Below are 20,649 nucleotides of genomic sequence, written 5' to 3' on the forward strand. Positions count from 1 at the left end.
GGCGGGCGTTTTGTCCGTCAATGACTAGCCCGCGAGATAAAAGACCGATCCGCCGTAAAGACCCAACACGGCAACACTTTCCCAGCCGATATTGGCAATACCGCGCCGTTCGCGGTTGAGCATGCCCAACAGCAATACTCCGCTCATCAGGATGACCAGCGCGATGGTAAAGACGTGCTGATCGCTAAAGGCGGCATAGATCGATCCATCGCGATAGGCAAAATCGGATGCGGCTAAAAACAGAACATCAAACGCATTTCCACCAATGATGTCGCCCACCGCCAGATTGACCGCGCCGATGCGCACCGCCGCAATGGCGGAAACAAATTCCGGGAAGGATGTTGAAACTGCGGTCAGGAAGGTACCCACGGCCGTTTCACTGATCCCGGTTACGGCAACGATCGCAAGACCAGCCTGCCCAATGACATGACCGGCAAGAGCGGTCAGCAGGGCAAAGGCAAGAAATTCTGCCCAAAGCCGGACTGTGCTTTCGGGATGGTGATCAGCACCATCATGTTTTGCGTCTTCTTCGGTCAGATCCGTCTTCTTGGGATGCCACATCGGCTCATCACGAATTTCCGACAGCAGGTTCAGACCAAACCCATAAATGATAAACAGCAAAATAGACGCCGGGTGAATGTGAAAAACCATCCATTCCGGCCCGGCATAGGCCAAAAGCGGTATTGAAAGCATGCTAAGCAGCAAGGTGGTTTGCGCAAGGCCGGTGGCACTCGCCGCGGCATGTTCAAGATTGCCCTTGCGATAAAACAGATCAGCAATCGCCAGAAACGTTGTCTGTGCTGCAATCCCGCCAAGTGCGTTCCCAATCGCAAGGTCGGTATGTCCTTGCCATGCGGTGGTGACCGATAAAACACTGCCCGGCAGGCTGGTTGACATGCCGACAAACAGCGCACCCGCGATGATTTGGCCCATGCGGGTGCGCTCGGCCAGTTTGACGGCAATGCCGGCAAGGCGCGTTCCGGCAAAACCAATGATCAATGTGCAGACCGCAAAGGTCGCGATAATGACGGTAAGTGATTGTTGGCCAAGGTCAAAGGGCATGTGTTGCGTTCCATCATCAATGATGCCAGCAGCCACGCCCAAAGTTTATACCTTCAACAGGGTGCTGCTTCTTATGTAACACCATGAAACGGCGCTTGTTCCCCGCGCGCCCGGACGGGGCCAAGGCGCCTGTTGTCAGGCGCCTTGGCTTTTGGATCAGGCCGCAATGTTTTCATCGGTCGGACCGAAGAATTCATAATGGATGCGATCAGTTTCAACACCGCGCGCGGCCAATTCATTGACCATGATGCGCAGGAACGGCTTTGGCCCGCACAAATAGAAATCGGCATTATGAAATGGCGTGTTGGCCGAAAGCCATTCAGGCGAAATATAGCCATCCTGATCATGGGTTTGGCCACAGACATCCTGCGTCGTTGGATTGCTGTAAAATGTCATGACCGACATCTTGCCGTGTTGTTTGGCGATTTGGCGGACATGCTTGTCCATTGCGTGGGTTTTGCTGTTAAGCGCGCCATGAACATAATAGGTCTCGATATCGGGATAGTGCGCGCCGATGGTTTCGGCCATGCTGACCATTGGCGTCAGGCCAACACCAGCCGATAACAGAACAACAGGGCGTTCAGGTTCATCTGGCAAGTAGAAGTCACCAGCCGGTGGTGTCAGTTCAATTACATCACCAATCTGCGCGACCTCATGCAGGAATTGTGATCCGCCTTGGCCGTTTGGTTCGAGTTTTACCGAAATCCGGTAGTGATCATTGTTGGGCGCGCATGAAATCGAATAGTTCCGCTTGATCACGCGCCCATCTTCAAGCGCAAGCCGCAGCGTCAGATACTGCCCCGGTCGATGTGCCACGACCGGCAGGTTGTCGATAGGCGACAGTGTGAAGGACGTGATGACATCGCTTTCGGAATGTTTGGCCGAGATCATGAATTTCCGCCATCCGTTCCAGCCGCCCTTGCTGCTTTCAAGGCTTGTGCGAATGTCGGCTTCCCGATTGATCAGGATGTCGGCCAGAAACCAATATGCTTCACCCCACGCGCCAAGGATTTCATCGGTGATATCGGGGGCAAGGACTTCTTCGATTGCGCCAAGAAGGGCGCGGGCAACATATTCGTAATGCTCTGGCAGGATGTGATAGCCGATATGTTTATGCGCGATACGCTCCACGACTGGCACCAGCGCATCAAGCTTGTCGATATTCTGGGCATAGGCAATCAGGGCAGCGGAAAGTGCGTGCACCTGTGATCCGTTTTCACCCTGGTTCGAGTGATTGAAAAGTGCGCGGATATGATCGTCCTGGAACAGTTTGCCATACATCACTTTGGTGATGTCGCGCCCCCGTGCGGACAGGGCCGGGACGGTTGATTTCACCAGTTCAATGGTACGGGCAGAAAGGGGGTCTGACATGACGGTTCTCTTTTCAGGCTGTGATTAAAGACAAGGGTAGCGGTTCGGCACTTTGGGATAAGTGCCGGTGGTGGTCGCGATGGGGAGTGCAAGCTTGGTTAGGTGTCGTTAACGTGCTTGTGCGGATGATCGGGGATGGTGCGGGGGGAGTGGCAAGGGATCGGCATGCTGATGCCCGTGACAGGGCTCATACATTACGGCGATCAAGCGGGCTGAAATGCGCCGGGCCTTTGTTTGCATGATCATGGCGATCTCAGGCGCGATCATTTCGTTTGTCGTGGCGGTCCAGATTTCCAGCCAACGATCAAACATGGTCGGGGTAATGCGATCGGAATGCAGGTTATGCATGACAAGCGGATTTCCCTTATAGCGGCCCGATGCCAGCATCAGGGATGACCAGAAGTCTTCAAGCCGGGCCAGATGTTCGGGCCAATCATCGACAATGTCATTAAAGACCGGGCCCAGTTCGGGATCCTTGCGGACGCGTCCATAGAAAACGGAAAGCAATTCTGTGATGCGGTGCGGGGGCAGTTCATCAGGTGGTTTCATGGGAGCCTCTTAATAAGTATTCTAAATGCATATATTCCCATAAATATGCATTGTAAATACCTATTTTATCGCAATGCGGTATCTTGTGCGATGAACCGTTCTAATGAACTGATATAATGGGAGTTATTCTGAGTTCAGACTGGCCAAAAGATCAAACATGCCGCTCTGCCGTTTTATAACATCGGCCAAAGTGTACTGATCCAGGCACTTGAAAAACAACTCTTCAGCTTCCTTCAGAACGGAAGCAAGGCCACACGCAGCGGCCAAACGGCAATTGCCATGATCATCGCGCATGCAGTCAACCAAGGCCGTCTGGCTTTCGAGCTTGCGCACAAGCGTGCCGATACAGACCTGATCCGCATTTTGGGCCAAGGCGATCCCACCGCTGCGCCCGCGGATGGTTTCGATATAGCCCTCATTGGAAAGCCACTGGGTGACCTTCGCCAGATGGTTATATTTCGCATCATGAATGGCGGCAATTTCGCGCGTCGACATCAGGCGCCCATTGGCGGTCGCCAGATGCATCATGACCCTAAGCGCATAATCGGTGAAACGGTTTAACTGCATGAATTCATTCTACAGATCAAAATGCGTATTTGAAATGCAAATAATATGACTTTTCCAACGAAACCGCATTTTTCACGCAATTGACATCTGCTAATTACAGTTCGGGCGCTGAATATTCCTCGGCCACCATGTCGGTGAACAGCCGCACCTTCGATGACAGATGCCGGGTCGGCGGATAGATCACCTGAAGGCAGGTTTCCGGCAGGGTGTAATCTTCCAAAAGCTTTACCAGGCGTTTGTATTTGAACGCATCGCGCAGCGCATATTCCGGCAATACGGTGATGCCCAAGCCGTTTTCAACCCAGACCATCAGCGCTTCCATATTGTTGGTTTTCATCGCATTGCCCGGCCTGATTTCCACCGGACCGGTGTTCGTTTGATACACCCAGTTTCGAACACGGTTGCGGTCGGCATAGACCAGCAAATTATGATCGCGAAGATCAGCGGGCGTTTCGGGAATCCCGTTTTGTTTTACATAGGCCGGTGACGCGCAGGTCACGTATTTCAGCGTCGCGATACGGTGATCAACAAGGTTGGTTTCATCATCCGGGCGGGCAATTCGGATGATTAAGTCATAACCATCGGCCACCGGGTCCACCAACCGTGTCTCCAGATCCATTGAAACCGTAACATCGGGATAGGTCTTAACAAAGTTCGCCACGGTCTGGGCGAAATTGATCCCCTGAAACGGAAGCGGCGCACTGATCCGCAAATGGCCCGATGGTGTTGCCGATGTCGAGGTCACGGCATCGTCAATTTCCTCAAGATCATCAAGCACGCGGCGTGCGCGTTCATAATAAACCTGTCCGGTGCTGGTCGGCGCGACACTGCGTGTGGAGCGTTGAAGCAACTGCGTATCAAGCCGTTCTTCCAGTCCCATGATCAATCGGCTGACAGTGGAGCGCGGCAGGCGGGTCGCACGCGCCGCTGCAGTGAAACCGGAATTCTCAACAACAGCAACAAAGGCGCGGAGTTCGGCGAAACGGTCCATGTTTATTTGTCTCAAATTTGGGATAATTTGTCTCTAAATAGCATAATTGTTTCAAATTTGGAATGTGCGATTATCTCCTCATCACCCGAGCAGAGAACAAACCGGGTGGGGATCACAGGACAAAATCTACGTTTTAAACAGGAGCCGTATCATGTCGAAACTTGAACTTCTTACCCCGCAGAACTCGCAGATCATCTTCATCGATCACCAGCCGCAGATGGCATTCGGTGTTCAGTCCATCGACCGTCAGGTCCTTAAGAACAACACCGTCGGTCTGGCGAAGGCTGCCAAGATCTTTGATATCCCGACCACGATTACCACGGTCGAAACCGAAAGCTTCTCTGGCCACACCTATCCGGAACTTCTGGCGGTTTTCCCTGAAAACCCGCTTCTGGAACGCACTTCGATGAATTCCTGGGATGACCAGAAAGTTCGCGATGCACTGGCTGCCAATGGTCGCAAGAAGGTCATTGTATCGGGCCTCTGGACCGAAGTTTGTAACAACTCCTTTGCGTTCTCGGCCATGCTTGAAGGCGACTATGAGATCTACATGGTTGCTGATGCTTCGGGCGGTACGTCGGTTGATGCGCATAATTATGCGATGGACCGTATGGTTCAGGCCGGTGTCGTGCCGGTAACCTGGCAGCAGGTTCTTCTGGAATGGCAGCGCGATTGGGCACGCCGCGACAGCTACGATGCAGTCATGGCGTTGGTTAAGGAACATTCCGGTGCCTATGGCATGGGCGTCGATTACGCCTACACCATGGTTCACAAAGCACCAGAGCGTGTTGAGCACGGCCCGCGCATTGCGCCGAAGGCAGCTTCCTGATCGGTACAAGGAGCGCGGCGGATATCCCAATCTGCCGCGTTTTTTCTTTCGAGGCCCTATGTCACGTCGAATTCTTGACGTCGTTTCCAAGCGAAGGGGCACACTGATCACGTGTGCGTAAACGACGGGTGTGGGGCTTTGCGTTGAAAGGTCACACGCATGAAACGCCGGACATTTCTTCAGGGTGCCTGCGCAAGCACAGCACTCAGTGCACTACCCATCACACATATTGGGAGTACCGAGATGAGCAAGACCGCCGAAACAATCATCCACAACGCCCGCATCACCACACTTGACCCAAAAAACCCCGAAGTTGATGCCATCGCCATTGCCGGTGGCAAGGTACTGGCCATCGGCTCTGAAGCCGAAATGCGCAAGCTCGCAGACGCCAAAACCAAAATGATCAATGGCGGTGGACGCCGTGTCATTCCCGGTCTGAATGACAGCCACACCCACCTCATCCGTGGTGGATTGAACTTCAATATGGAATTGCGCTGGGAAAATGTGCCGTCAGTCGCTGATGCCCTGCGCATGCTAAGGGCACAAGCGGCCGTCACACCCGCCCCGCAATGGGTGCGCGTCGTTGGCGGCTGGTCGGAATTCCAGTTTGCCGAACGCCGCCTGCCAACCCTTGATGAAATCAATGCCGCCGCCCCTGAAACGCCGGTCTTTATCCTGCATCTCTATGGGCAGGCATTGCTTAATCAGGCCGCAATCAAGGTGCTTGGTTTTGGTAAAAACACACCAAACCCGCCAGGTGGTGTGATCGAAAAGGATGCCAAAGGCAATCCAACCGGTCTTCTTCTGGCCAAACCGTCGGCTTTGATCTTGTATTCGACGCTTGCCAAGGGGCCGAAACTTCCGATCGACGATCAGATCAATTCAACCCGTCACTATATGCGTGAAATGAACCGTCTTGGCATTACCAGCGTCATTGATGCTGGCGGTGGCGGGCAAAACTACCCCGATGACTATGACGTCATTCAACGCCTGCATGATGATGATCAACTGACCGTGCGCATTGCCTATAACCTGTTTGCGCAAACGGCCGGTAAGGAACTCAATGATTACGAACGCTGGGTCGAACTGACCGAGCCGGGGGCGGCAAGCGATATGCTGCGCATGAACGGGGCGGGTGAAAACCTGGCCTGGTCGGCCGCAGATTTTGAAAACTTCCTTGAGCCGCGCCCGGATCTGGCACCAGTGATGGAAAGCGAACTAGAGCCGATTGTCGAATTGCTGGCCGATCGTGAATGGCCGTTTCGAATTCATGCGACCTATGACGAAACCATCGACCGGTTCCTGGGCGTGTTTGAACGCGTGAATGGCAAGAATCCGTTCAAAACCCGCTTCATCATCGACCATGCCGAAACCGTTTCCGAACGCAATATCGAACGGATCAAGGCATTGGGCGGCGGCATCGCCATCCAGCACCGCATGGCGTTCCAGGGCGAATATTTCGTTGATCGCTATGGCAAGGATGCGGCAATGGCGACCCCGCCGATTGCCAAGATGCTTGAACATGGTTTGCCGGTTGGGGCCGGAACGGATGCGACGCGTGTTGCGTCCTATGACCCATGGGTTGCGCTTTATTGGTTGACGACGGGCAAGACTGTTGGGGGCATGTCGCTTTATGACAATGACAATGTTCTGGATCGTGAAACGGCACTGATGCTCTGGACCAAGGGGTCGGCATGGTTCTCGGGTGAAGCGGACGTCAAAGGAACGCTTATGCCGGGGCAATATGCCGATCTTGCGGTTCTGTCTTCTGATTACATGGCTGTCGCACCCGAAGAAATCCGTCGGATCAATTCGGTGCTGACCATGGTGGGTGGCAAGGTGGTCTATGGCGAAGGCAATTATCAAAGCCTGTCGCCGGAACTCCCGCCTGCGTCGCCATCCTGGAGCCCGGTTTTGCATCATCAAAGCCCGGCCCAGCGCCCCGAAGCACACAAGCATGAACGCGCCTGTCATGACGGGTGTTCGCACGGTTGTGGTGTTCATGGCCATGATCACGGCATTGCCTGGAATAATCCAATCCCGGTCGCGGATAGCAAATCCTTCTGGGGTGCGCTGGGTTGTTCCTGCTTCGCGGTTTAGGGGGCGAGATGATGAACATTTCCCCCTATGTCCTGTCACTCGGGATCGGGCTTGGTGTTGGCGTGATTTATGCGCTGCTTGGCACCAGATCCCCGGCACCGCCTGTCATCGCCCTTCTGGGATTGCTTGGCATGTTGGCCGGTGAAACTGCGGTGAACTGGGCCAAGGACAGAATGTCGGTTCAAGAAGCTGCCGCCCATTGCCTGCATGGCAAATCGTTTGGTGTGGTGGCGAAGGACAGTGCCGCAAGTAACACATGTGCCGTGACGCCGGAAAATAAACAGTCCTGACATCGGCTGATGCGCCGGGCCAAATCAAACCGGACCGGCGCATCAATCCCCTTCATCAAACGCAGATCAGGAAGCAGTTATCATGAACGAGACGCAAACACTTCAAACAGGGCCATGGTCGCCGTTCCGCCATCGTGCGTTTGCCTTTTTATGGATCGCAACGGTGGTCTCGAACATCGGTACATGGATGCATGATGTCGGGGCCGGGTGGCTGATGACCGAACTCTCGCCATCGCCGTTGGTGGTCGCAATGGTGCAGGCAGCAACGACTTTACCGGTATTCCTTTTTGCCATCTTTGCCGGGGCGCTGGCCGATCTTTTGGATCGGCGCAAGCTTTTGATTGTTGTGAATATCATCATGGCATTTCTGGCGACCGGGCTTTCGGCACTGGTGTATCTTGAGCTGGTCACACCGCCAGTTCTGATCCTGATCACGTTTTTGATGGGGACCTGTGCGGCTTTGATGGCACCGGCCTGGCAGGCGATTGTGCCGGGCCTTGTTGCCAAGCCGCGATTGGGTGCGGCCATTGCCCTTAATTCCATGGGCATCAATGTCAGCCGTGCGATTGGTCCGGCTTTGGCAGGCTTAATCATTGTCACGGTCGGGCTGTTCGCGCCCTTTGCCTTTAACGCGATCAGCTTTGTCGGCATTCTGATTGTGCTGTTTTTCTGGAAACCAGAACAGGCTTCCCATTCCATGCCGCGCGAACGGGTGTTTGGCGCCATGCGGGCCGGGCTTCGCTATGTGTTTAACAGCCCGCCTGTGATTGCGACCCTGATCCGTGCGGTGGCGTTCTTCATCTTTGCCAGCGCCTATTGGGCGATGTTGCCACTGATTGCCCGCGAAGTCCTTGATGGTGGCGCGCAGCTTTATGGTGTGTTGCTCGCAAGTGTCGGGGCGGGGGCCGTCATAGGTGCCGTGATCCTGCCGAAAATCAAGGCGCGCCTTGGTGCGGATAAAACCGTTGCCGGGGGCACAATCGGGACGGCCTTGGTGATGGCAAGCTTTGCAGTTGTTCAGGTGCCTGCTGCGGCGGTCATTGCATCCTTTATTGCCGGGGCGTCGTGGATTGCGGTTTTGTCATCGCTGAATGTTTCGGCGCAAACCGCCTTGCCCGATTGGGTGCGTGCACGCGGTCTTTCGGTGTTCCTGACATTGTTCTTTGGCGCGATGTCTGGCGGCAGCATGGTTTGGGGGTGGGTTGCCGATCAATATTCCATCGAAGCTGCCCTGATTGCGGCGTCCATTGGGGCCATCATCCTGATGTTTGCGACCATGCGTATTGAGCTTAATCAAGGGGCCGATCTTGATCTTGCGCCATCCATGCACTGGCCCGAACCTGTGGTGCGTGATGCGTTGGAAGTCGATCGTGGTCCGGTGATGATCCGCATTTCCTATCGCATCAATGCCGAAGACCTGGATGAATTTCGCGCATTGATGGCCCAGATGCGCAAGGCCCGCAAACGCAACGGCGCCTATCACTGGGAACTTTACGAAGACAGTGGGATTGATGGCCTTTATGTCGAAAGCTGGTCCGAAGGATCATGGGTCGAACATCTTCGCCATCATGAACGGGTCACCGGTGCCGACCGCGACGTGCAGGTCAAGGTCAATGCCCTGCATCGCGGCGATGAACCGCCGGAAGTTCAGCATCTGATCGCAAGCCACGAATAATCGGCAAGCGTCGAGATATTGCAAAACAGGCCGATACTGCGTTGATGCATGCACAACGTGATATCGGGTTGTTTTTATTATAATAATGCAATTAATGGTTGCCGGGCTAGCCAAACGTGAATTTGCGCATTAAGCTCCACGCCAAACAGATCGAAACAAGGTCTGGATGGGACAAAATAATAATAAAATCCTGTCGTGGGGAATCAAATGGCGCGTGGGTCAAAACCCAAAACCGTCCGTAACTGCGTGACGGTACTCATCATTGTTTTGGCGGTGTTTTTATCCATTCGTCTGTTGCCAGCAGCACATGCGAATGACGATAGCTGTTTGCGCATCGCCCTGCCCGAAGCAACCCAGGACGCCTTTGGTCTTGAGATCTATCGCGAGGTCATGAGTAGTGTCGGCCTGTGCGTCGATCCGATCACGATGCCAAACGCGCGCGCCGTGGTCGCCATGCAGGCGGGCGAGGTTGATGGTGTTTTTGCTGTTCTTGATGAATTTGCCGATCATGTCGATGTGCCGGTCATTCGCGGTCATGTCCTGGTCGGGAACCCCGACGGGCTTCTTGTTGTCCGCAAAGAAACAGTCACGGCTTTGTCAGAGCTTACCACCCAATCAATTGGTGTCTGGCTCGGATCAACCTGGTCAGAAGAATTGCTTTCAGGTTATGGCAATATCGTGCGCTGTCCCGGTGGGCCGGACATGATGATGAATATGCTCAGGCGTGGTCGGATTGACGGTATGCTGATCAACAGCTTCTCGCTTGAGATGCTTGGCGGCGCGCCCGAGGGCTTTATAACAATCCCGGTACGCAAGCTTCCGGTCAGAAGTTGGCTTCAAGCCAAACATAGCGATCTGATGCCGCAATTTGACCAGGGAACCGAACTGTTTCGCGACAGGATCATCGCGTGGCGTGCGCGCGCGCAATAGGCGATTTATCATCCCTTACATCATTATATAATACCTTCTGCGCGTATGGCTTGCGGGTGCGGTGCGGCACGCACTTTTAATTCAGTAAATCAATTCATGGCGTTAGTGCGCTATTTGAAATGCTGCACTGTTACTAAGGGTTTTCCGTACGTATAGGGGGGCTCACAAGCGCTTGCGCTTCTTGCAAAGCTCGCCCTATAGTTTTTTCCACAACGGCAAAAATGCCGACCAAAAAGACGATAATGAATATGACCCGACCGCACTTAATGACGGCGGGCACATCAGGAAGGCTAAAGCAGTTCTGCCGATTTTCGGATCGTGTGGGATTGTGACTTGGGGGTGTTAACCATGGCGCTGAAAAAGCCCACAGGGATTCTGCGATCCTGTATGGTTGCTGTCATTTTATTGGCAGCATTGATACTGTCGTTTGAATTGCTGCCTTCGGCCAAGGCCGAAGAAGAAATTTGTCTGAAGATCGCATTTCCCGAAATGCAGGATCATGACCGCGCGGCGGAGCGATATCGCCGGGCGATGGCCAAGGCCGGTCTATGTGTTGATACGGTTTGGCTTCCCAACAAGCGCACAGCAAATTCCTTGCGGCGCGGGGAAATTGACGGCGTGTTTGCCGGTGTCTCAACATTTCGAACCTATGTCGGTATGAACCTGGTCCACGGCCCTGCTGTCGGCGAGTTCAAGGGCGTTCTGGTAACCGCAGACAGCAACATCCGGAAAATCAGCGACCTTCGCCATCAGGATATTGGTGTATGGCTGGGGGCTGATTGGGGTTTGCGTGAATTGTCGCCCTATGCCGATATTGTCACGGTTCCGGGCGGGGCAGATATGATGATGCGCATGATGCAGGAAGGCCGTCTGGACGGTGTTCTGATCGATGACAATTCATTGCTGCAAACCGGCGGGGTTCCCGATGGCTATCACGCGATCGAGGTTGAGACGCTGACCAATTACAGCTGGCTTCGCAAGGAGTTTGAACCGCTTCTGCCGCGTTTCAATCACGGGACGGACATCTATCGCACAGCGCTTGAAACGCTGCCAGAAACGGAATCCTGATTGCCTGTTTTATGTCGGGTGCAAATTGAACTTCAATTGCACCAACGCCATGTAAAATGATGGGCAAAGCAGGAGCAACCCGTATGGCTGTATTTGGCATGCTGCGTGAAATTGTGATTGGTGGTGCATTGCTGTTTTCTGCACCGGTCGCATACGCAGATGATTGCCTGCTATTCGGGGCCACCGAAGATATTCTTGGCCATCAGGTTGGTCAGAAATTCACCGAAGTTCTGGCCACCCAGAATATCTGTGCAAAGATGTCCTATCTGCCTGCAGCCCAGTCAGAACGTATGTTTATCAATGGTCAGATTGATGGCGAGTTGATGCGCGTGATCAATTTTGGCGATTATGAACTGCTCGGCATGTTGCGGATTCCGATCCCGGTGATCGAAGGTGAGGGGCTTTTGGTCAGCTACGACCCAACCCTTCAAACCATCAAGCAGATGAATGGCCGCGCACTTGGCGTTTTGCGCGGCATGGAATGGCAGCTTGATATCTCCGGGACCTATGAAAACATCATGATCCTGCCCAATTACGAGATCATGGTCGATATGCTGATCGGCGGGCGGGTTGATGCCATCCTGATTGACAGCCAATCTATTCGTCAATTCGCAGGCAGGCTTGATAGTGCCGCCATCACCATGTTGATGCGCCGCAATGTCTTTGCCTGGATCCGGCCCGAACACAGACGGCTTTTGCCCGCCATCTCTGATGCCCTGCAGGAATTCCATGCAAGCGGTGGCAGCTTCTTTGAACAGACGCAGTAAGCTGCCATCCCGGCTATCTCAAGAAATCAGAAAACGTCGCTTTCAGGCTTGTTGATCTGTTTGGTCTGGGCCTGTTCGATCACTCCTTCATGGCCGCGATGGGTGATATCAATCGGCTCCCCGGTATGATGTTCCGGGCGTACGCGGCCAAAATAATCCGAAAGCTGTTTTGCGACACCTTCGGGGGCTGTGATTTGGCGCAGCGTAAAGCTGTGGCCCAGACGATCGGTAATGTGTAGATCGCCATAATCAAAGATATTGCCAATCACGCTTTTGCTGATCTGGGTTGATTTGATGGCTTCAAAGCCACGGTCATCCTGATCCTTGCGCAGAACGCCGCTTCTGGTGACGATCCGGTTATTGGTAATCACACGCTCAAAGAAAAACAGATCGCGTATGGCTGTGATCGGCAAAAGGATGCTGTCCATCGCAGCCCGGGTTGAAACCCCCAGCGCACGGCGAATGATTTTCCAGACAATCATGATGCCTGCCAAAATCAGACCGATCAGCGCGAACGAGAAAACGAACTCGTATTCTTCCCAAATCTGGTCAAGGGCGGCAAAGGCTTCTGGTCCGGTCAGAAGGCTTTTGAATTGCGGCATCAGGAAATCGTAAATCTCGCGCCAGTGATAGGACGCATAGATGAGCGCCGCAATCCAGATGATCTTGATTGCGCCGGGGATCAGGATCGAGACGGGCGAGATCGGCAAATCCATGATCACGACTTCACCATCATGAAGATGGCGGCGAATACCTTTGAACGGTTTGCCGTTTTGATCGTCCTGACTGGCCTTGCTCATCTTCGCGTCCTTGTTGTCTTGTTTTCATGAACATACGGCGGTGCACAGAAATCGCAAGCAGTTGCAGTCATCTGATGCCTGACGCGATAATTCAGATTGCAAACAGATGCGAAAATGCGCTTATGGGGAATGGCTTGCCACCGCGGCCAAATGCCGGATCCAACCGGCAATGAAATAACAACAGGAAACGCGCCCCATGTTCCCCCTGATTGGCGAGGCTGCCGCCTTAACTGCTGCGCTCTGCTGGGCGAGCTCCAGCATGATCTTTTCCAATATCGGCGGAAAGGCCGGTGCGCAAACGGTCAATCGCGGGCGTCTGGCCTGTTCGATCTTTTGTCTGACCGTGCTGCACTGGGTATTGGAAGGCCAACCCTGGCCCAATGCGGTGACCTGGGAACAGTTCGGCTGGTTATCACTTTCATCCGTGCTTGGTCTTGTGATCGGCGATGCGATGCTGTTTCAGGCGTTTGTCATGATTGGTGCCAGACTTTCGATGCTTTTGATGTCGACCGTGCCGATCATGGGCGCTGTTTTGGCATGGGTTCTGTTTGATGAAACACTCCATCCGCTTGAAATCACCGGCATTGCCTGCGGGGTTGGCGGGGTTCTGATTGTTATTCTGGGTAAAAAGGGCCGCCCGGTCGGGCTTGAGGGCCGCAACTATATTGTCGGCATTCTGTTTGGCCTTGGTGGTGCGGTCGGGCAGGTGGCCAACCTGATCACGGCGAAATATGCGCTCATTGATGGCTATTCTGCATTATCCGCGACATGGATCAGAACATTGGTCGCGGTGATCGCCATGTGGGGATTGGCGGTAATTCTTGGCCGTGTACGCCGTACAGTGACGGCCTGTATCGCCCCGGATGTGGGCAAGTGGCTGTTGCTTGGTGCCTTGATCGGGCCTGCGATTGGTGTGTGGCTTTCGATGTTGGCGGTACAAAACGCCAATGTCGGGATTGCATCCACCCTGATGGCATTGCCGCCGGTTTTGCTGATTGTCTATGAAGGGGTGATCATGCGAAAACCGGTCGGCCTGCAGGCTGTTATGGGCACCTGTCTTGCCTTTGCCGGGGTGGCACTAATTTTCTTAAGCTGATGGCGTGGGTGTTGCGTTTTGAGCAGCGCGTTTGCGCCACAGGAACAGCCCGCCAAACAGATTGGCCAGCAAACTAAACCCGAACAGGATTTCCACCCAAATCGGCAGATCAACCAGATCTGCTGTGCCGCTTAATCCGGTTTGTGTGTGCGGCGGAGCATCATCCTTGGCAGTTGGCACATAACTTAACTGCACGATATGCCCCATACCGTCCGCGACCTTGATCTGCCATTCCAGATCGATCTGGTCAGCCGATTGCGGTGGCAGGCCAAAGGCAAAATGACCGGTTCGGTCTGTTCGGGCCTTTTGCCAGGTTTTTCCATCCGGGCTGGTGACGACGACTTCGGCAAAAGCCATTGCGCTACCGTCCGTATAGCCAAACCGGTACAGGATAGTTTTTGCCGAACTGTCGATCTGCCAACCCGCCCCATGGGCAAGGGCGGGGGCTGGTCCGCCAAATGGCAGGACCAGCATGACAAGCAGCCAAAGCGCAAATGCACGTGACATCAAGCTTAGCCCTGATCGCCCACATTAAAGGTCAGTGTCGCGCGCAGGTTATGCATCCGTACACCTTCCTCGGCATCATTGATGTCGGTGGCAACCCGCACAATCCAAAGGCCCGGTGCAGAAATGCGAACCTTGGCAATACCGCTTCCGCGCTCATCGCTAAGCGTCTCGCTATAATAGGCCCAGGAAGACGGGGTTTCGGTAAAGCCGGCATAGGTTGCAAGAACCGTGGTCGTTAGCGGTTGACCATCCAGCAGAATCTGGAATTCGGCGTCCGAACCAATGGCGGTTTTGCGCGGATCGGCAAGTGGCACGATTTCAAGCTTGTTGCCCAACGCCGTGGTCACCACACCATCATTGCTCGATGCTCCGATCAGGTGTTTGGAAAACTTCTCATAACGTGATGCGGTGATGGCATCTGAATGCTGATCAAGACCACCCTCTTTCCAGCCATCCGGCGTCTGTGACCAGACCACCGGCAGGCGATGGGTGCCAAGCCATGCGGCCTGATCGGGATAGGCAAAGGTTGCAATCAGGCGCGGGGCGTCTGGATCTGTTGTCACCTCAAGTGCTGTTTTCTGATCAGAGGTGATCAGGTTTGCGCTTACATGTTTGATCGCTTCGGCTTCTTCTGGCAGGCCGAACTGATGGGTGGAATCCATCCTTAGTGTGATCGCATCACCGGGCTTGGCGGTGGTTGGCGTTGTGCTGGCGATGAATTCATGCGCACTTGCCACACCGCCTAAAAGGCACCCGGTCACACCAATTATCAGTGCGCGTGCGAACTTTGATTGAAACATCTGCTATCCTTTGGGAAATTAGGTCTGTAAAAATTACCGTATGAACTTTTCAAAATTGTTCATACGAGTCAAGCTGATGATTCTGAAAGGGAATTGAGATGACCCGTGTAACTGTATCCATCGAAGATGATCTGATGGAGGCGTTTGACGCCTTCCTCGATGCACGTGGTTACACCAACCGGTCCGAAGGGTTCCGCGATCTGATCCGTGAAAAGCTTCAGAACACCAAACTTGATGAAGACCCGAACGGGGTTGGCATTGCCGTTCTGAATTACGTTTATGACCACGAAGAACGCATGCTGGCATCCCGGTTGATGAGCACCCAGCACGAACATCACAACCTGACGGTCTCGACAGTTCATTTTCACATCGATCATGACACCTGCCTTGAAAGCGTGACGCTGCGCGGCAAACTTGATGAAATTCGTACCTTTGCTGACAAGGTTTTGGCGCAACCCGGTGTCCGCCACGGGCAGCTTTATACTGTTCCCGGTGAGCTCCATGTCGAAACCCATCATCACGGCGAAGATGGCCACGCACATACCCACGAACATCTGAAAATCACCACCTGATCAGAGTGCATTGATCGTGTCGATTGCCCAAACCCGGCCAGAGATGGTCGGGTTTTTGTGTTTGCGACCAAGAAAATCTCACCTGCGCAAATGAGAACAAACTTGCAACATCCAAAATTTTATGAGAGTGTTCGCATTATGTTCTACGAGCCTGTTACGTTAATCTGCGTCGTTTTGCCGAAGACCTCCTTCGATCCTGCAAGGAATGATTTGCAGAGCGTAGCGGGGCTACGGTCAAAAAACATGACGCAGCAGGGGCGAAGGAAGTCTCGGCCCTCTGGGTTTGTGTTTGACGCCGTTTCGCGGTGTTACACCGTTTGACCGATGCGCCGCATCGCTCTGCACGCAGTGCCTAGCGAAACGGCGTCAAACACAAACAAAATCGAGGCAGATTAACGTAACAGGCTCGAATCGTTCTGCTGACGTGTACAGGATTTTCAATCTGTTAGGGCAGCAGGTTCTTCTAGCGGTGGCGTTCCGCATTTAGGTCCGGGGAACCGCCTGCGTTGCATCCTACCCGGCCCTGTGGAATAAGAGAGTTCGAGCAATGATTTAGACCGCGCTGCATTTGGTGGATAAGGATACTATGGATAAGCAGAAGGCACTCGAAGCCGCCCTTGGGCAGATCGAACGGGCATTTGGCAAAGGTTCGATTATGAAGCTGGGTCAGCGGGAAAGCGCCGTTGATATCTCCGCAATTTCAACCGGATCACTTGGTCTTGATATTGGACTGGGCATTGGTGGTCTGCCGCGTGGCCGTATCATCGAGATTTATGGCCCGGAAAGTTCGGGTAAAACGACCCTGGCCCTGCACACGATTGCCGAAGCTCAGAAGCTTGGCGGTACCTGTGCATTTGTCGATGCGGAACACGCACTTGATCCGGGCTATGCCCGCAAGCTTGGTGTCAATACCGACGAACTTCTGATTTCCCAGCCTGATGCAGGTGAACAGGCGCTTGAGATCGCCGATACGCTGGTGCGTTCCGGTGCGATTGATGTTCTCGTGGTTGACTCGGTCGCGGCCCTCGTTCCGCGTGCGGAACTCGAAGGTGAAATGGGCGACACCCATGTTGGTCTGCAGGCGCGCTTGATGAGCCAGGCGCTGCGTAAACTGACCAGCTCCGTTTCGCGTTCGAACTGCATGGTCATCTTCATCAACCAGATCCGTATGAAGATTGGCGTGATGTTCGGAAGCCCGGAAACCACGACCGGTGGTAACGCGCTTAAGTTCTATGCTTCTGTTCGTCTCGACATTCGCCGTATCGGTCAGATCAAGGATCGTGACGAAGTCGTTGGTAACCAGACGCGCGTCAAGGTCGTCAAAAACAAGATGGCACCGCCGTTCAAGCAGGTTGAATTCGACATCATGTATGGCGAAGGCGTTTCCAAGATGGGTGAAATCCTTGATCTTGGTGTGAAGGCCGGCATCGTCGAGAAATCAGGTTCGTGGTTCTCCTATAACTCGACCCGTATCGGTCAGGGCCGCGAGAACGCCAAAACCTTCCTGCGTGAAAATCCGGAAATGACCAAGGAAATCGAAACCAGCATTCGCGAAAGTGCGGGTCTGATCGCCGAAGCCATGACCAATATGAGCGAAGACGATCCGGTCAATGACGATTGATCTGATTGATTTTTCGAAATAATTTCAAAGGGCGGGGTGCATGTGTATCCCGCCTTTTTCGTTTCGCATGCTTGATGCGAATGCCACCCAAAGACGGAGCCCCACCCGTGATTACGTGTTATCTGAAATACATCATCGACAGCCACAAAATCCCTGAATTTGAAACCTACGCCAAACGCTGGATCCCGATCGTCAACCGGATGGGCGGCACCCATCACGGCTATTTCCTGCCCCATGAAGGGGCCAGCAACGTGGCCTACGCCCTGTTCAGCTTCCCGAGCCTTGCCGAATACGAAGATTACCGCAATCGCATGGCCGATGACGCCGAATGTCAGGAAGTTCTCAATATGGAAGTCCAAAATCGCAGCATCATTTCCTATGAGCGCAGCTTCATGCGCCCGGTTCTCGACTAACCAGCACCCGCACTGAAATAAAAGCCCGGCTGGTTCCAATCCGCCGGGCTTTTACATGGTTGCCTGTTGCTGCCACTGACTGGGCGTTTTGCCGGTGATGCGCAGGAATTCGCGATTGAAGTTCGACTTGGTGTTAAAGCCGCTGGTGAGCATCGCTGTGGTCACATTCTGCCCTGCACCAAGTTCCGCGCAGGCATGCTCAATGCGGTATTTGTTGATATAGCGCGACACGTTTTCACCCGTAACCGCATTGATCGCGATTGAAACCTGTTTCAGCGGATAACCAAGCCGTCGTGCCATGCGCGCCAGGGTCAGGTCAGGATCAAGATAAAGCTTCTCGCGCCGGACCATTTCATCAAGTGCAGCCATGATGTCAGCGACAGGAATATCGGTTTCGATCTTGGGTGCTACTGGGGCAATTTCAGCTCCCTCATTGCCCTCATCATCTCGCGCGATTGCAATGTCGGGGGACAGCGCCAAAAAGCCGATGGCGAGTAAGGCCAGCGATGAGAAGATGCTAAGAATGATGCCCGGTGCGGTAGCGGCACCCACCTGTAGGGCAATCGATATCAGCGCATCACTAAACGCCGATATGATCAGGGCCGCCGCAATCACCCGCCAGATTAGCGCTGGGACCGGTCCCGCCGCCAAGCGCGTATGGGCAAGATCGTTGCCTTGGCGATGCAATGCTAAAAGAATGGCCGACGCATAACCAACAAATATCCCGCCCAAAAGCGGATCTATCAGCATGGGGGCAAACAGCACCACCGCAATCATCGTGATGGGTGCCAAAAGATGCCAAAGGTCGGTTGCCTGAAAATGCGGCCGAATGCCCCCCTCCAGGAATGCGACCCATGCCAAGGCCGGGATGATCGATGCTGTAACCGGCTGCACAAGGCGCAATTCAAGCACACCGTAATAATGCACCAGCGACACCGTGATGCTTTGAACCGCACAGGCCAGCAAAAGCGCGCCCAACAGCCGCGACGTTTCTGCAAACAGCACGGATCGGACAAACACAAAGCCCAACAACAGGGCAACGATCATGGGAACGGGCAGTGCAATCATGGCGGTGGCGGCATTTCCCAATCAGATGGTGCGAAAACCGGTTTTGCACGTCCTTAAACCGGTTCGAGGACGCGAACGATCGCAAAACAGGTGCAATTTCAAGCCGGTGAAGCTTAAAACACGGATTGAAATCATGAAACATGTAACTTCTGCCCTGACCGTCGCCTTTGGCCTGTTTGCCGGTCTGTCTTCTATCCCGGCGCATGCCGGTGGTGACCTTGCCGGATATGATCGCTTTGATGTTGATGCGGCCCATCGTTCTCGTCCGCTGGCGGCGTCAATCTGGTATCCGGCGGATACGTTTATCTATCGAGCACCGGTCAATAAAAGTGCGATCTGGAAAAGCATCGATGCCTATATCGGGGCGGCGATTGAACCGGGTAAGCATCCCTTGGTTGTTCTGTCGCATGGATCAGGCGGGAACATGGATGCGATTGGCTGGCTGTCATCCGAGCTGGCCATGCGCGGTGCCATGGTGCTTGCGGTCAATCATCCCGGAACGACTTCTGGCGACTCATCACCGCGCCGCACGACGGAGCTTGGCGTGCGCGCCAAGGACATCCATGCGGCCCTAGATCAGGTTCTCGAAAACCCGGAATTCGCGCCCTATATCGATACCGACCAGATCGCCGCAGCCGGTTTCTCACTGGGCGGGACAACGGTTCTGAACCTTGCCGGACTGCGCTTTGATCGCGATACTTACCGCGATTACTGCCAGACGTTTGGCAACAGCGTTCAGGATTGCGCCTTTCTGGCAAAGGGCGGTGTGCACATGGATCAGTTGCCAGATGGTTTTGAGGCGGGCGGCAAGGATCCCCGCATTTCCAAATTTATCGCCATCGAAGCGGGCATGACCTTTGCGGTCAATGATGCAAGCATCAAGGATATCGATCCTGACATGTTGTTCATCCGGCTGGGTAAGGAGCATGGCTGGAAGGCCGCGGACATCTCTGAAACCGGCAGTGGGTTACGCGCCAAACTCGGCAATCCGCGCTACGCCGTTTTTGCCCCGGCGAACCACCTGACATTCCTTGGTGAATGTGTACCCGGGGCTGCGGAACTGTTGGCAAAGATGGAAGATGATCCGATCTGTTCGGACCCGGAGGGATCTGATCGTGCGCAAATCCATCGCCAGATCATTGATGAAATCAGCACATTTCTGTCGCTTGCGCCCAAAGCATCCTGATCCCGAATTGAACGAGATGGAGGCAGCCTGTGGCGGTTGCCTCCATGCTTTGGTCACGTGCCCCAAAATGATCACGATTGCCCATAAGTCTTTTGAAATACAGCTTTTATTTTGGCTTCAGTACGCCAAAAATTCCGTCAAAACAGAAGGTTGCTGGAACAATTCATAGTTGTTGCCGTTTGAATTCCTGTGAGCACCACATCATGAGCAAACAGGAGAACAAAAATGTCGAACCTGACGAAAAAGATTCTGGCGATCCTGATGATTTCGGGCATGGGCCTTGGCCTTGCTGCCTGTGAAACCGCCGAAGGCTTTGGCGAGGACGTCGAAGATGCCGGTGAAGCCATTCAGGACAGCGCTTCCTGATCGGGCTAACCCCGTTCACTT

General features: G+C 53.9%; 22 protein-coding genes. 13 read left to right on the forward strand and 9 right to left on the reverse strand.

Features of this window, described 5'->3' with window-relative positions:
* Positions 1-24 precede the first annotated feature (24 nt).
* The 5 genes from ACMZ66_RS10495 to ACMZ66_RS10515 form a co-directional block, all read right to left on the reverse strand.
* A complete protein-coding gene (locus ACMZ66_RS10495) occupies positions 25-1,098 on the reverse strand; it encodes a sodium:calcium antiporter (RefSeq protein WP_416937106.1) in 1,074 nt (357 codons plus the stop codon).
* Between the two features lie 120 nt (positions 1,099-1,218).
* Complete coding sequence (hmpA, locus tag ACMZ66_RS10500; protein WP_416937108.1) at positions 1,219-2,433, reverse strand: NO-inducible flavohemoprotein; 1,215 nt, start codon at positions 2,431-2,433, stop codon at positions 1,219-1,221.
* Between the two features lie 108 nt (positions 2,434-2,541).
* On the reverse strand, positions 2,542-2,982 hold the full coding sequence (locus ACMZ66_RS10505) for a group III truncated hemoglobin (RefSeq protein WP_416937110.1): 441 nt from the start codon (positions 2,980-2,982) through the stop codon (positions 2,542-2,544).
* Positions 2,983-3,105: 123 nt separating this feature from the next.
* A complete protein-coding gene (locus tag ACMZ66_RS10510) occupies positions 3,106-3,549 on the reverse strand; it encodes an RrF2 family transcriptional regulator (protein ID WP_416937112.1) in 444 nt (147 codons plus the stop codon).
* A 94-nt stretch (positions 3,550-3,643) separates the two neighbouring features.
* Entirely contained in the window at positions 3,644-4,540 is an 897-nt protein-coding gene (locus ACMZ66_RS10515; protein WP_416937114.1) for a LysR family transcriptional regulator, read from the reverse strand.
* Between the two features lie 151 nt (positions 4,541-4,691).
* Between ACMZ66_RS10515 and ACMZ66_RS10520 the strand changes: the two genes are divergently transcribed.
* The 7 genes from ACMZ66_RS10520 to ACMZ66_RS10550 all read left to right on the forward strand — a co-directional run bounded on the left by ACMZ66_RS10520 (position 4,692) and on the right by ACMZ66_RS10550 (position 12,199).
* Positions 4,692-5,369 carry a hydrolase gene (locus ACMZ66_RS10520; RefSeq protein WP_416937116.1) on the forward strand — a complete coding sequence of 226 codons (678 nt, stop codon included), beginning with the start codon at positions 4,692-4,694 and terminating at the stop codon, positions 5,367-5,369.
* A 243-nt stretch (positions 5,370-5,612) separates the two neighbouring features.
* Positions 5,613-7,469, forward strand: coding sequence for an amidohydrolase (locus ACMZ66_RS10525; RefSeq protein WP_416937118.1), 1,857 nt, complete (start codon positions 5,613-5,615; stop codon positions 7,467-7,469).
* An 8-nt stretch (positions 7,470-7,477) separates the two neighbouring features.
* Positions 7,478-7,759: a DUF1427 family protein gene (locus tag ACMZ66_RS10530; RefSeq protein WP_416937120.1), complete on the forward strand. Its 282-nt coding sequence runs from the start codon at positions 7,478-7,480 to the stop codon at positions 7,757-7,759.
* Positions 7,760-7,841: 82 nt separating this feature from the next.
* Positions 7,842-9,434, forward strand: a complete 1,593-nt coding sequence (locus ACMZ66_RS10535; RefSeq protein ID WP_416937122.1) for an MFS transporter — start codon at positions 7,842-7,844, stop codon at positions 9,432-9,434.
* Between the two features lie 207 nt (positions 9,435-9,641).
* On the forward strand, positions 9,642-10,364 hold the full coding sequence (locus tag ACMZ66_RS10540) for a substrate-binding periplasmic protein (RefSeq protein WP_416937124.1): 723 nt from the start codon (positions 9,642-9,644) through the stop codon (positions 10,362-10,364).
* A 348-nt stretch (positions 10,365-10,712) separates the two neighbouring features.
* Positions 10,713-11,432, forward strand: a complete 720-nt coding sequence (locus ACMZ66_RS10545; protein WP_416937126.1) for a hypothetical protein — start codon at positions 10,713-10,715, stop codon at positions 11,430-11,432.
* A gap of 83 nt (positions 11,433-11,515) precedes the next feature.
* Positions 11,516-12,199, forward strand: a complete 684-nt coding sequence (locus ACMZ66_RS10550) for a hypothetical protein (protein ID WP_416937128.1) — start codon at positions 11,516-11,518, stop codon at positions 12,197-12,199.
* A 26-nt stretch (positions 12,200-12,225) separates the two neighbouring features.
* Here ACMZ66_RS10550 and ACMZ66_RS10555 read toward each other — a convergent pair whose 3' ends face one another.
* Complete coding sequence (locus ACMZ66_RS10555) at positions 12,226-12,999, reverse strand: PH domain-containing protein (RefSeq protein WP_416937130.1); 774 nt, start codon at positions 12,997-12,999, stop codon at positions 12,226-12,228.
* Positions 13,000-13,195: 196 nt separating this feature from the next.
* Between ACMZ66_RS10555 and ACMZ66_RS10560 the strand changes: the two genes are divergently transcribed.
* Complete coding sequence (locus ACMZ66_RS10560) at positions 13,196-14,095, forward strand: DMT family transporter (protein WP_416937132.1); 900 nt, start codon at positions 13,196-13,198, stop codon at positions 14,093-14,095.
* Here the strand turns inward: ACMZ66_RS10560 and ACMZ66_RS10565 are convergent.
* Together ACMZ66_RS10565 and ACMZ66_RS10570 are read right to left on the reverse strand one after the other, a co-directional pair.
* Positions 14,087-14,602: a hypothetical protein gene (locus ACMZ66_RS10565; protein WP_416937134.1), complete on the reverse strand. Its 516-nt coding sequence runs from the start codon at positions 14,600-14,602 to the stop codon at positions 14,087-14,089. The two genes, ACMZ66_RS10560 and ACMZ66_RS10565, sit on opposite strands and share 9 nt — an antisense overlap.
* A 5-nt stretch (positions 14,603-14,607) precedes the next feature.
* Positions 14,608-15,402 carry a DUF4198 domain-containing protein gene (locus ACMZ66_RS10570; protein ID WP_416937136.1) on the reverse strand — a complete coding sequence of 265 codons (795 nt, stop codon included), beginning with the start codon at positions 15,400-15,402 and terminating at the stop codon, positions 14,608-14,610.
* Between the two features lie 98 nt (positions 15,403-15,500).
* Here ACMZ66_RS10570 and nikR point away from each other — a divergent pair, with 98 nt between their 5' ends.
* The 3 genes from nikR (at position 15,501) to ACMZ66_RS10585 (ending at position 18,008) form a co-directional block, all read left to right on the forward strand.
* Positions 15,501-15,974 carry a nickel-responsive transcriptional regulator NikR gene (gene nikR / locus ACMZ66_RS10575; RefSeq protein ID WP_416937138.1) on the forward strand — a complete coding sequence of 158 codons (474 nt, stop codon included), beginning with the start codon at positions 15,501-15,503 and terminating at the stop codon, positions 15,972-15,974.
* Positions 15,975-16,560: 586 nt separating this feature from the next.
* Positions 16,561-17,595: a recombinase RecA gene (gene recA / locus ACMZ66_RS10580; RefSeq protein WP_416937140.1), complete on the forward strand. Its 1,035-nt coding sequence runs from the start codon at positions 16,561-16,563 to the stop codon at positions 17,593-17,595.
* Positions 17,596-17,702: 107 nt separating this feature from the next.
* A complete protein-coding gene (locus ACMZ66_RS10585; RefSeq protein ID WP_416937142.1) occupies positions 17,703-18,008 on the forward strand; it encodes an NIPSNAP family protein in 306 nt (101 codons plus the stop codon).
* Between the two features lie 51 nt (positions 18,009-18,059).
* On the opposite strand, the gene ACMZ66_RS10590 is transcribed toward ACMZ66_RS10585, so the two are convergent.
* A complete protein-coding gene (locus ACMZ66_RS10590) occupies positions 18,060-19,076 on the reverse strand; it encodes a helix-turn-helix domain-containing protein (RefSeq protein WP_416937144.1) in 1,017 nt (338 codons plus the stop codon).
* A 133-nt stretch (positions 19,077-19,209) separates the two neighbouring features.
* Here ACMZ66_RS10590 and ACMZ66_RS10595 point away from each other — a divergent pair, with 133 nt between their 5' ends.
* The gene (locus ACMZ66_RS10595; protein WP_416937146.1) at positions 19,210-20,262 is read left to right on the forward strand and encodes an alpha/beta hydrolase family protein; all 1,053 of its coding nucleotides are present in this window, start codon (positions 19,210-19,212) and stop codon (positions 20,260-20,262) included.
* Between the two features lie 225 nt (positions 20,263-20,487).
* On the forward strand, positions 20,488-20,628 hold the full coding sequence (locus tag ACMZ66_RS10600) for an entericidin A/B family lipoprotein (protein ID WP_416937148.1): 141 nt from the start codon (positions 20,488-20,490) through the stop codon (positions 20,626-20,628).
* Positions 20,629-20,649: the final 21 nt, after the last annotated feature.

This window comes from Thalassospira sp. (assembly GCF_048059015.1).
Taxonomy (GTDB): domain Bacteria; phylum Pseudomonadota; class Alphaproteobacteria; order Rhodospirillales; family Thalassospiraceae; genus Thalassospira.

Excerpts from the sequence above, each read along its gene's own strand:
- hmpA (WP_416937108.1), bottom strand. The coding sequence starts at position 2,433 with ATGTCAGACCCCCTTTCTGCCCGTACCATTGAACTGGTGAAATCAACC.
- ACMZ66_RS10505 (WP_416937110.1), bottom strand. The coding sequence starts at position 2,982 with ATGAAACCACCTGATGAACTGCCCCCGCACCGCATCACAGAATTGCTT.
- ACMZ66_RS10510 (WP_416937112.1), bottom strand. The coding sequence starts at position 3,549 with ATGCAGTTAAACCGTTTCACCGATTATGCGCTTAGGGTCATGATGCAT.
- ACMZ66_RS10515 (WP_416937114.1), bottom strand. The coding sequence starts at position 4,540 with ATGGACCGTTTCGCCGAACTCCGCGCCTTTGTTGCTGTTGTTGAGAAT.
- ACMZ66_RS10520 (WP_416937116.1), top strand. The coding sequence starts at position 4,692 with ATGTCGAAACTTGAACTTCTTACCCCGCAGAACTCGCAGATCATCTTC.
- ACMZ66_RS10525 (WP_416937118.1), top strand. The coding sequence starts at position 5,613 with ATGAGCAAGACCGCCGAAACAATCATCCACAACGCCCGCATCACCACA.
- ACMZ66_RS10530 (WP_416937120.1), top strand. The coding sequence starts at position 7,478 with ATGATGAACATTTCCCCCTATGTCCTGTCACTCGGGATCGGGCTTGGT.
- ACMZ66_RS10535 (WP_416937122.1), top strand. The coding sequence starts at position 7,842 with ATGAACGAGACGCAAACACTTCAAACAGGGCCATGGTCGCCGTTCCGC.
- ACMZ66_RS10540 (WP_416937124.1), top strand. The coding sequence starts at position 9,642 with ATGGCGCGTGGGTCAAAACCCAAAACCGTCCGTAACTGCGTGACGGTA.
- ACMZ66_RS10545 (WP_416937126.1), top strand. The coding sequence starts at position 10,713 with ATGGCGCTGAAAAAGCCCACAGGGATTCTGCGATCCTGTATGGTTGCT.
- ACMZ66_RS10550 (WP_416937128.1), top strand. The coding sequence starts at position 11,516 with ATGGCTGTATTTGGCATGCTGCGTGAAATTGTGATTGGTGGTGCATTG.
- ACMZ66_RS10555 (WP_416937130.1), bottom strand. The coding sequence starts at position 12,999 with ATGAGCAAGGCCAGTCAGGACGATCAAAACGGCAAACCGTTCAAAGGT.
- ACMZ66_RS10560 (WP_416937132.1), top strand. The coding sequence starts at position 13,196 with ATGTTCCCCCTGATTGGCGAGGCTGCCGCCTTAACTGCTGCGCTCTGC.
- ACMZ66_RS10565 (WP_416937134.1), bottom strand. The coding sequence starts at position 14,602 with ATGTCACGTGCATTTGCGCTTTGGCTGCTTGTCATGCTGGTCCTGCCA.
- ACMZ66_RS10570 (WP_416937136.1), bottom strand. The coding sequence starts at position 15,402 with ATGTTTCAATCAAAGTTCGCACGCGCACTGATAATTGGTGTGACCGGG.
- nikR (WP_416937138.1), top strand. The coding sequence starts at position 15,501 with ATGACCCGTGTAACTGTATCCATCGAAGATGATCTGATGGAGGCGTTT.
- recA (WP_416937140.1), top strand. The coding sequence starts at position 16,561 with ATGGATAAGCAGAAGGCACTCGAAGCCGCCCTTGGGCAGATCGAACGG.
- ACMZ66_RS10590 (WP_416937144.1), bottom strand. The coding sequence starts at position 19,076 with ATGATTGCACTGCCCGTTCCCATGATCGTTGCCCTGTTGTTGGGCTTT.
- ACMZ66_RS10595 (WP_416937146.1), top strand. The coding sequence starts at position 19,210 with ATGAAACATGTAACTTCTGCCCTGACCGTCGCCTTTGGCCTGTTTGCC.
- ACMZ66_RS10600 (WP_416937148.1), top strand. The coding sequence starts at position 20,488 with ATGTCGAACCTGACGAAAAAGATTCTGGCGATCCTGATGATTTCGGGC.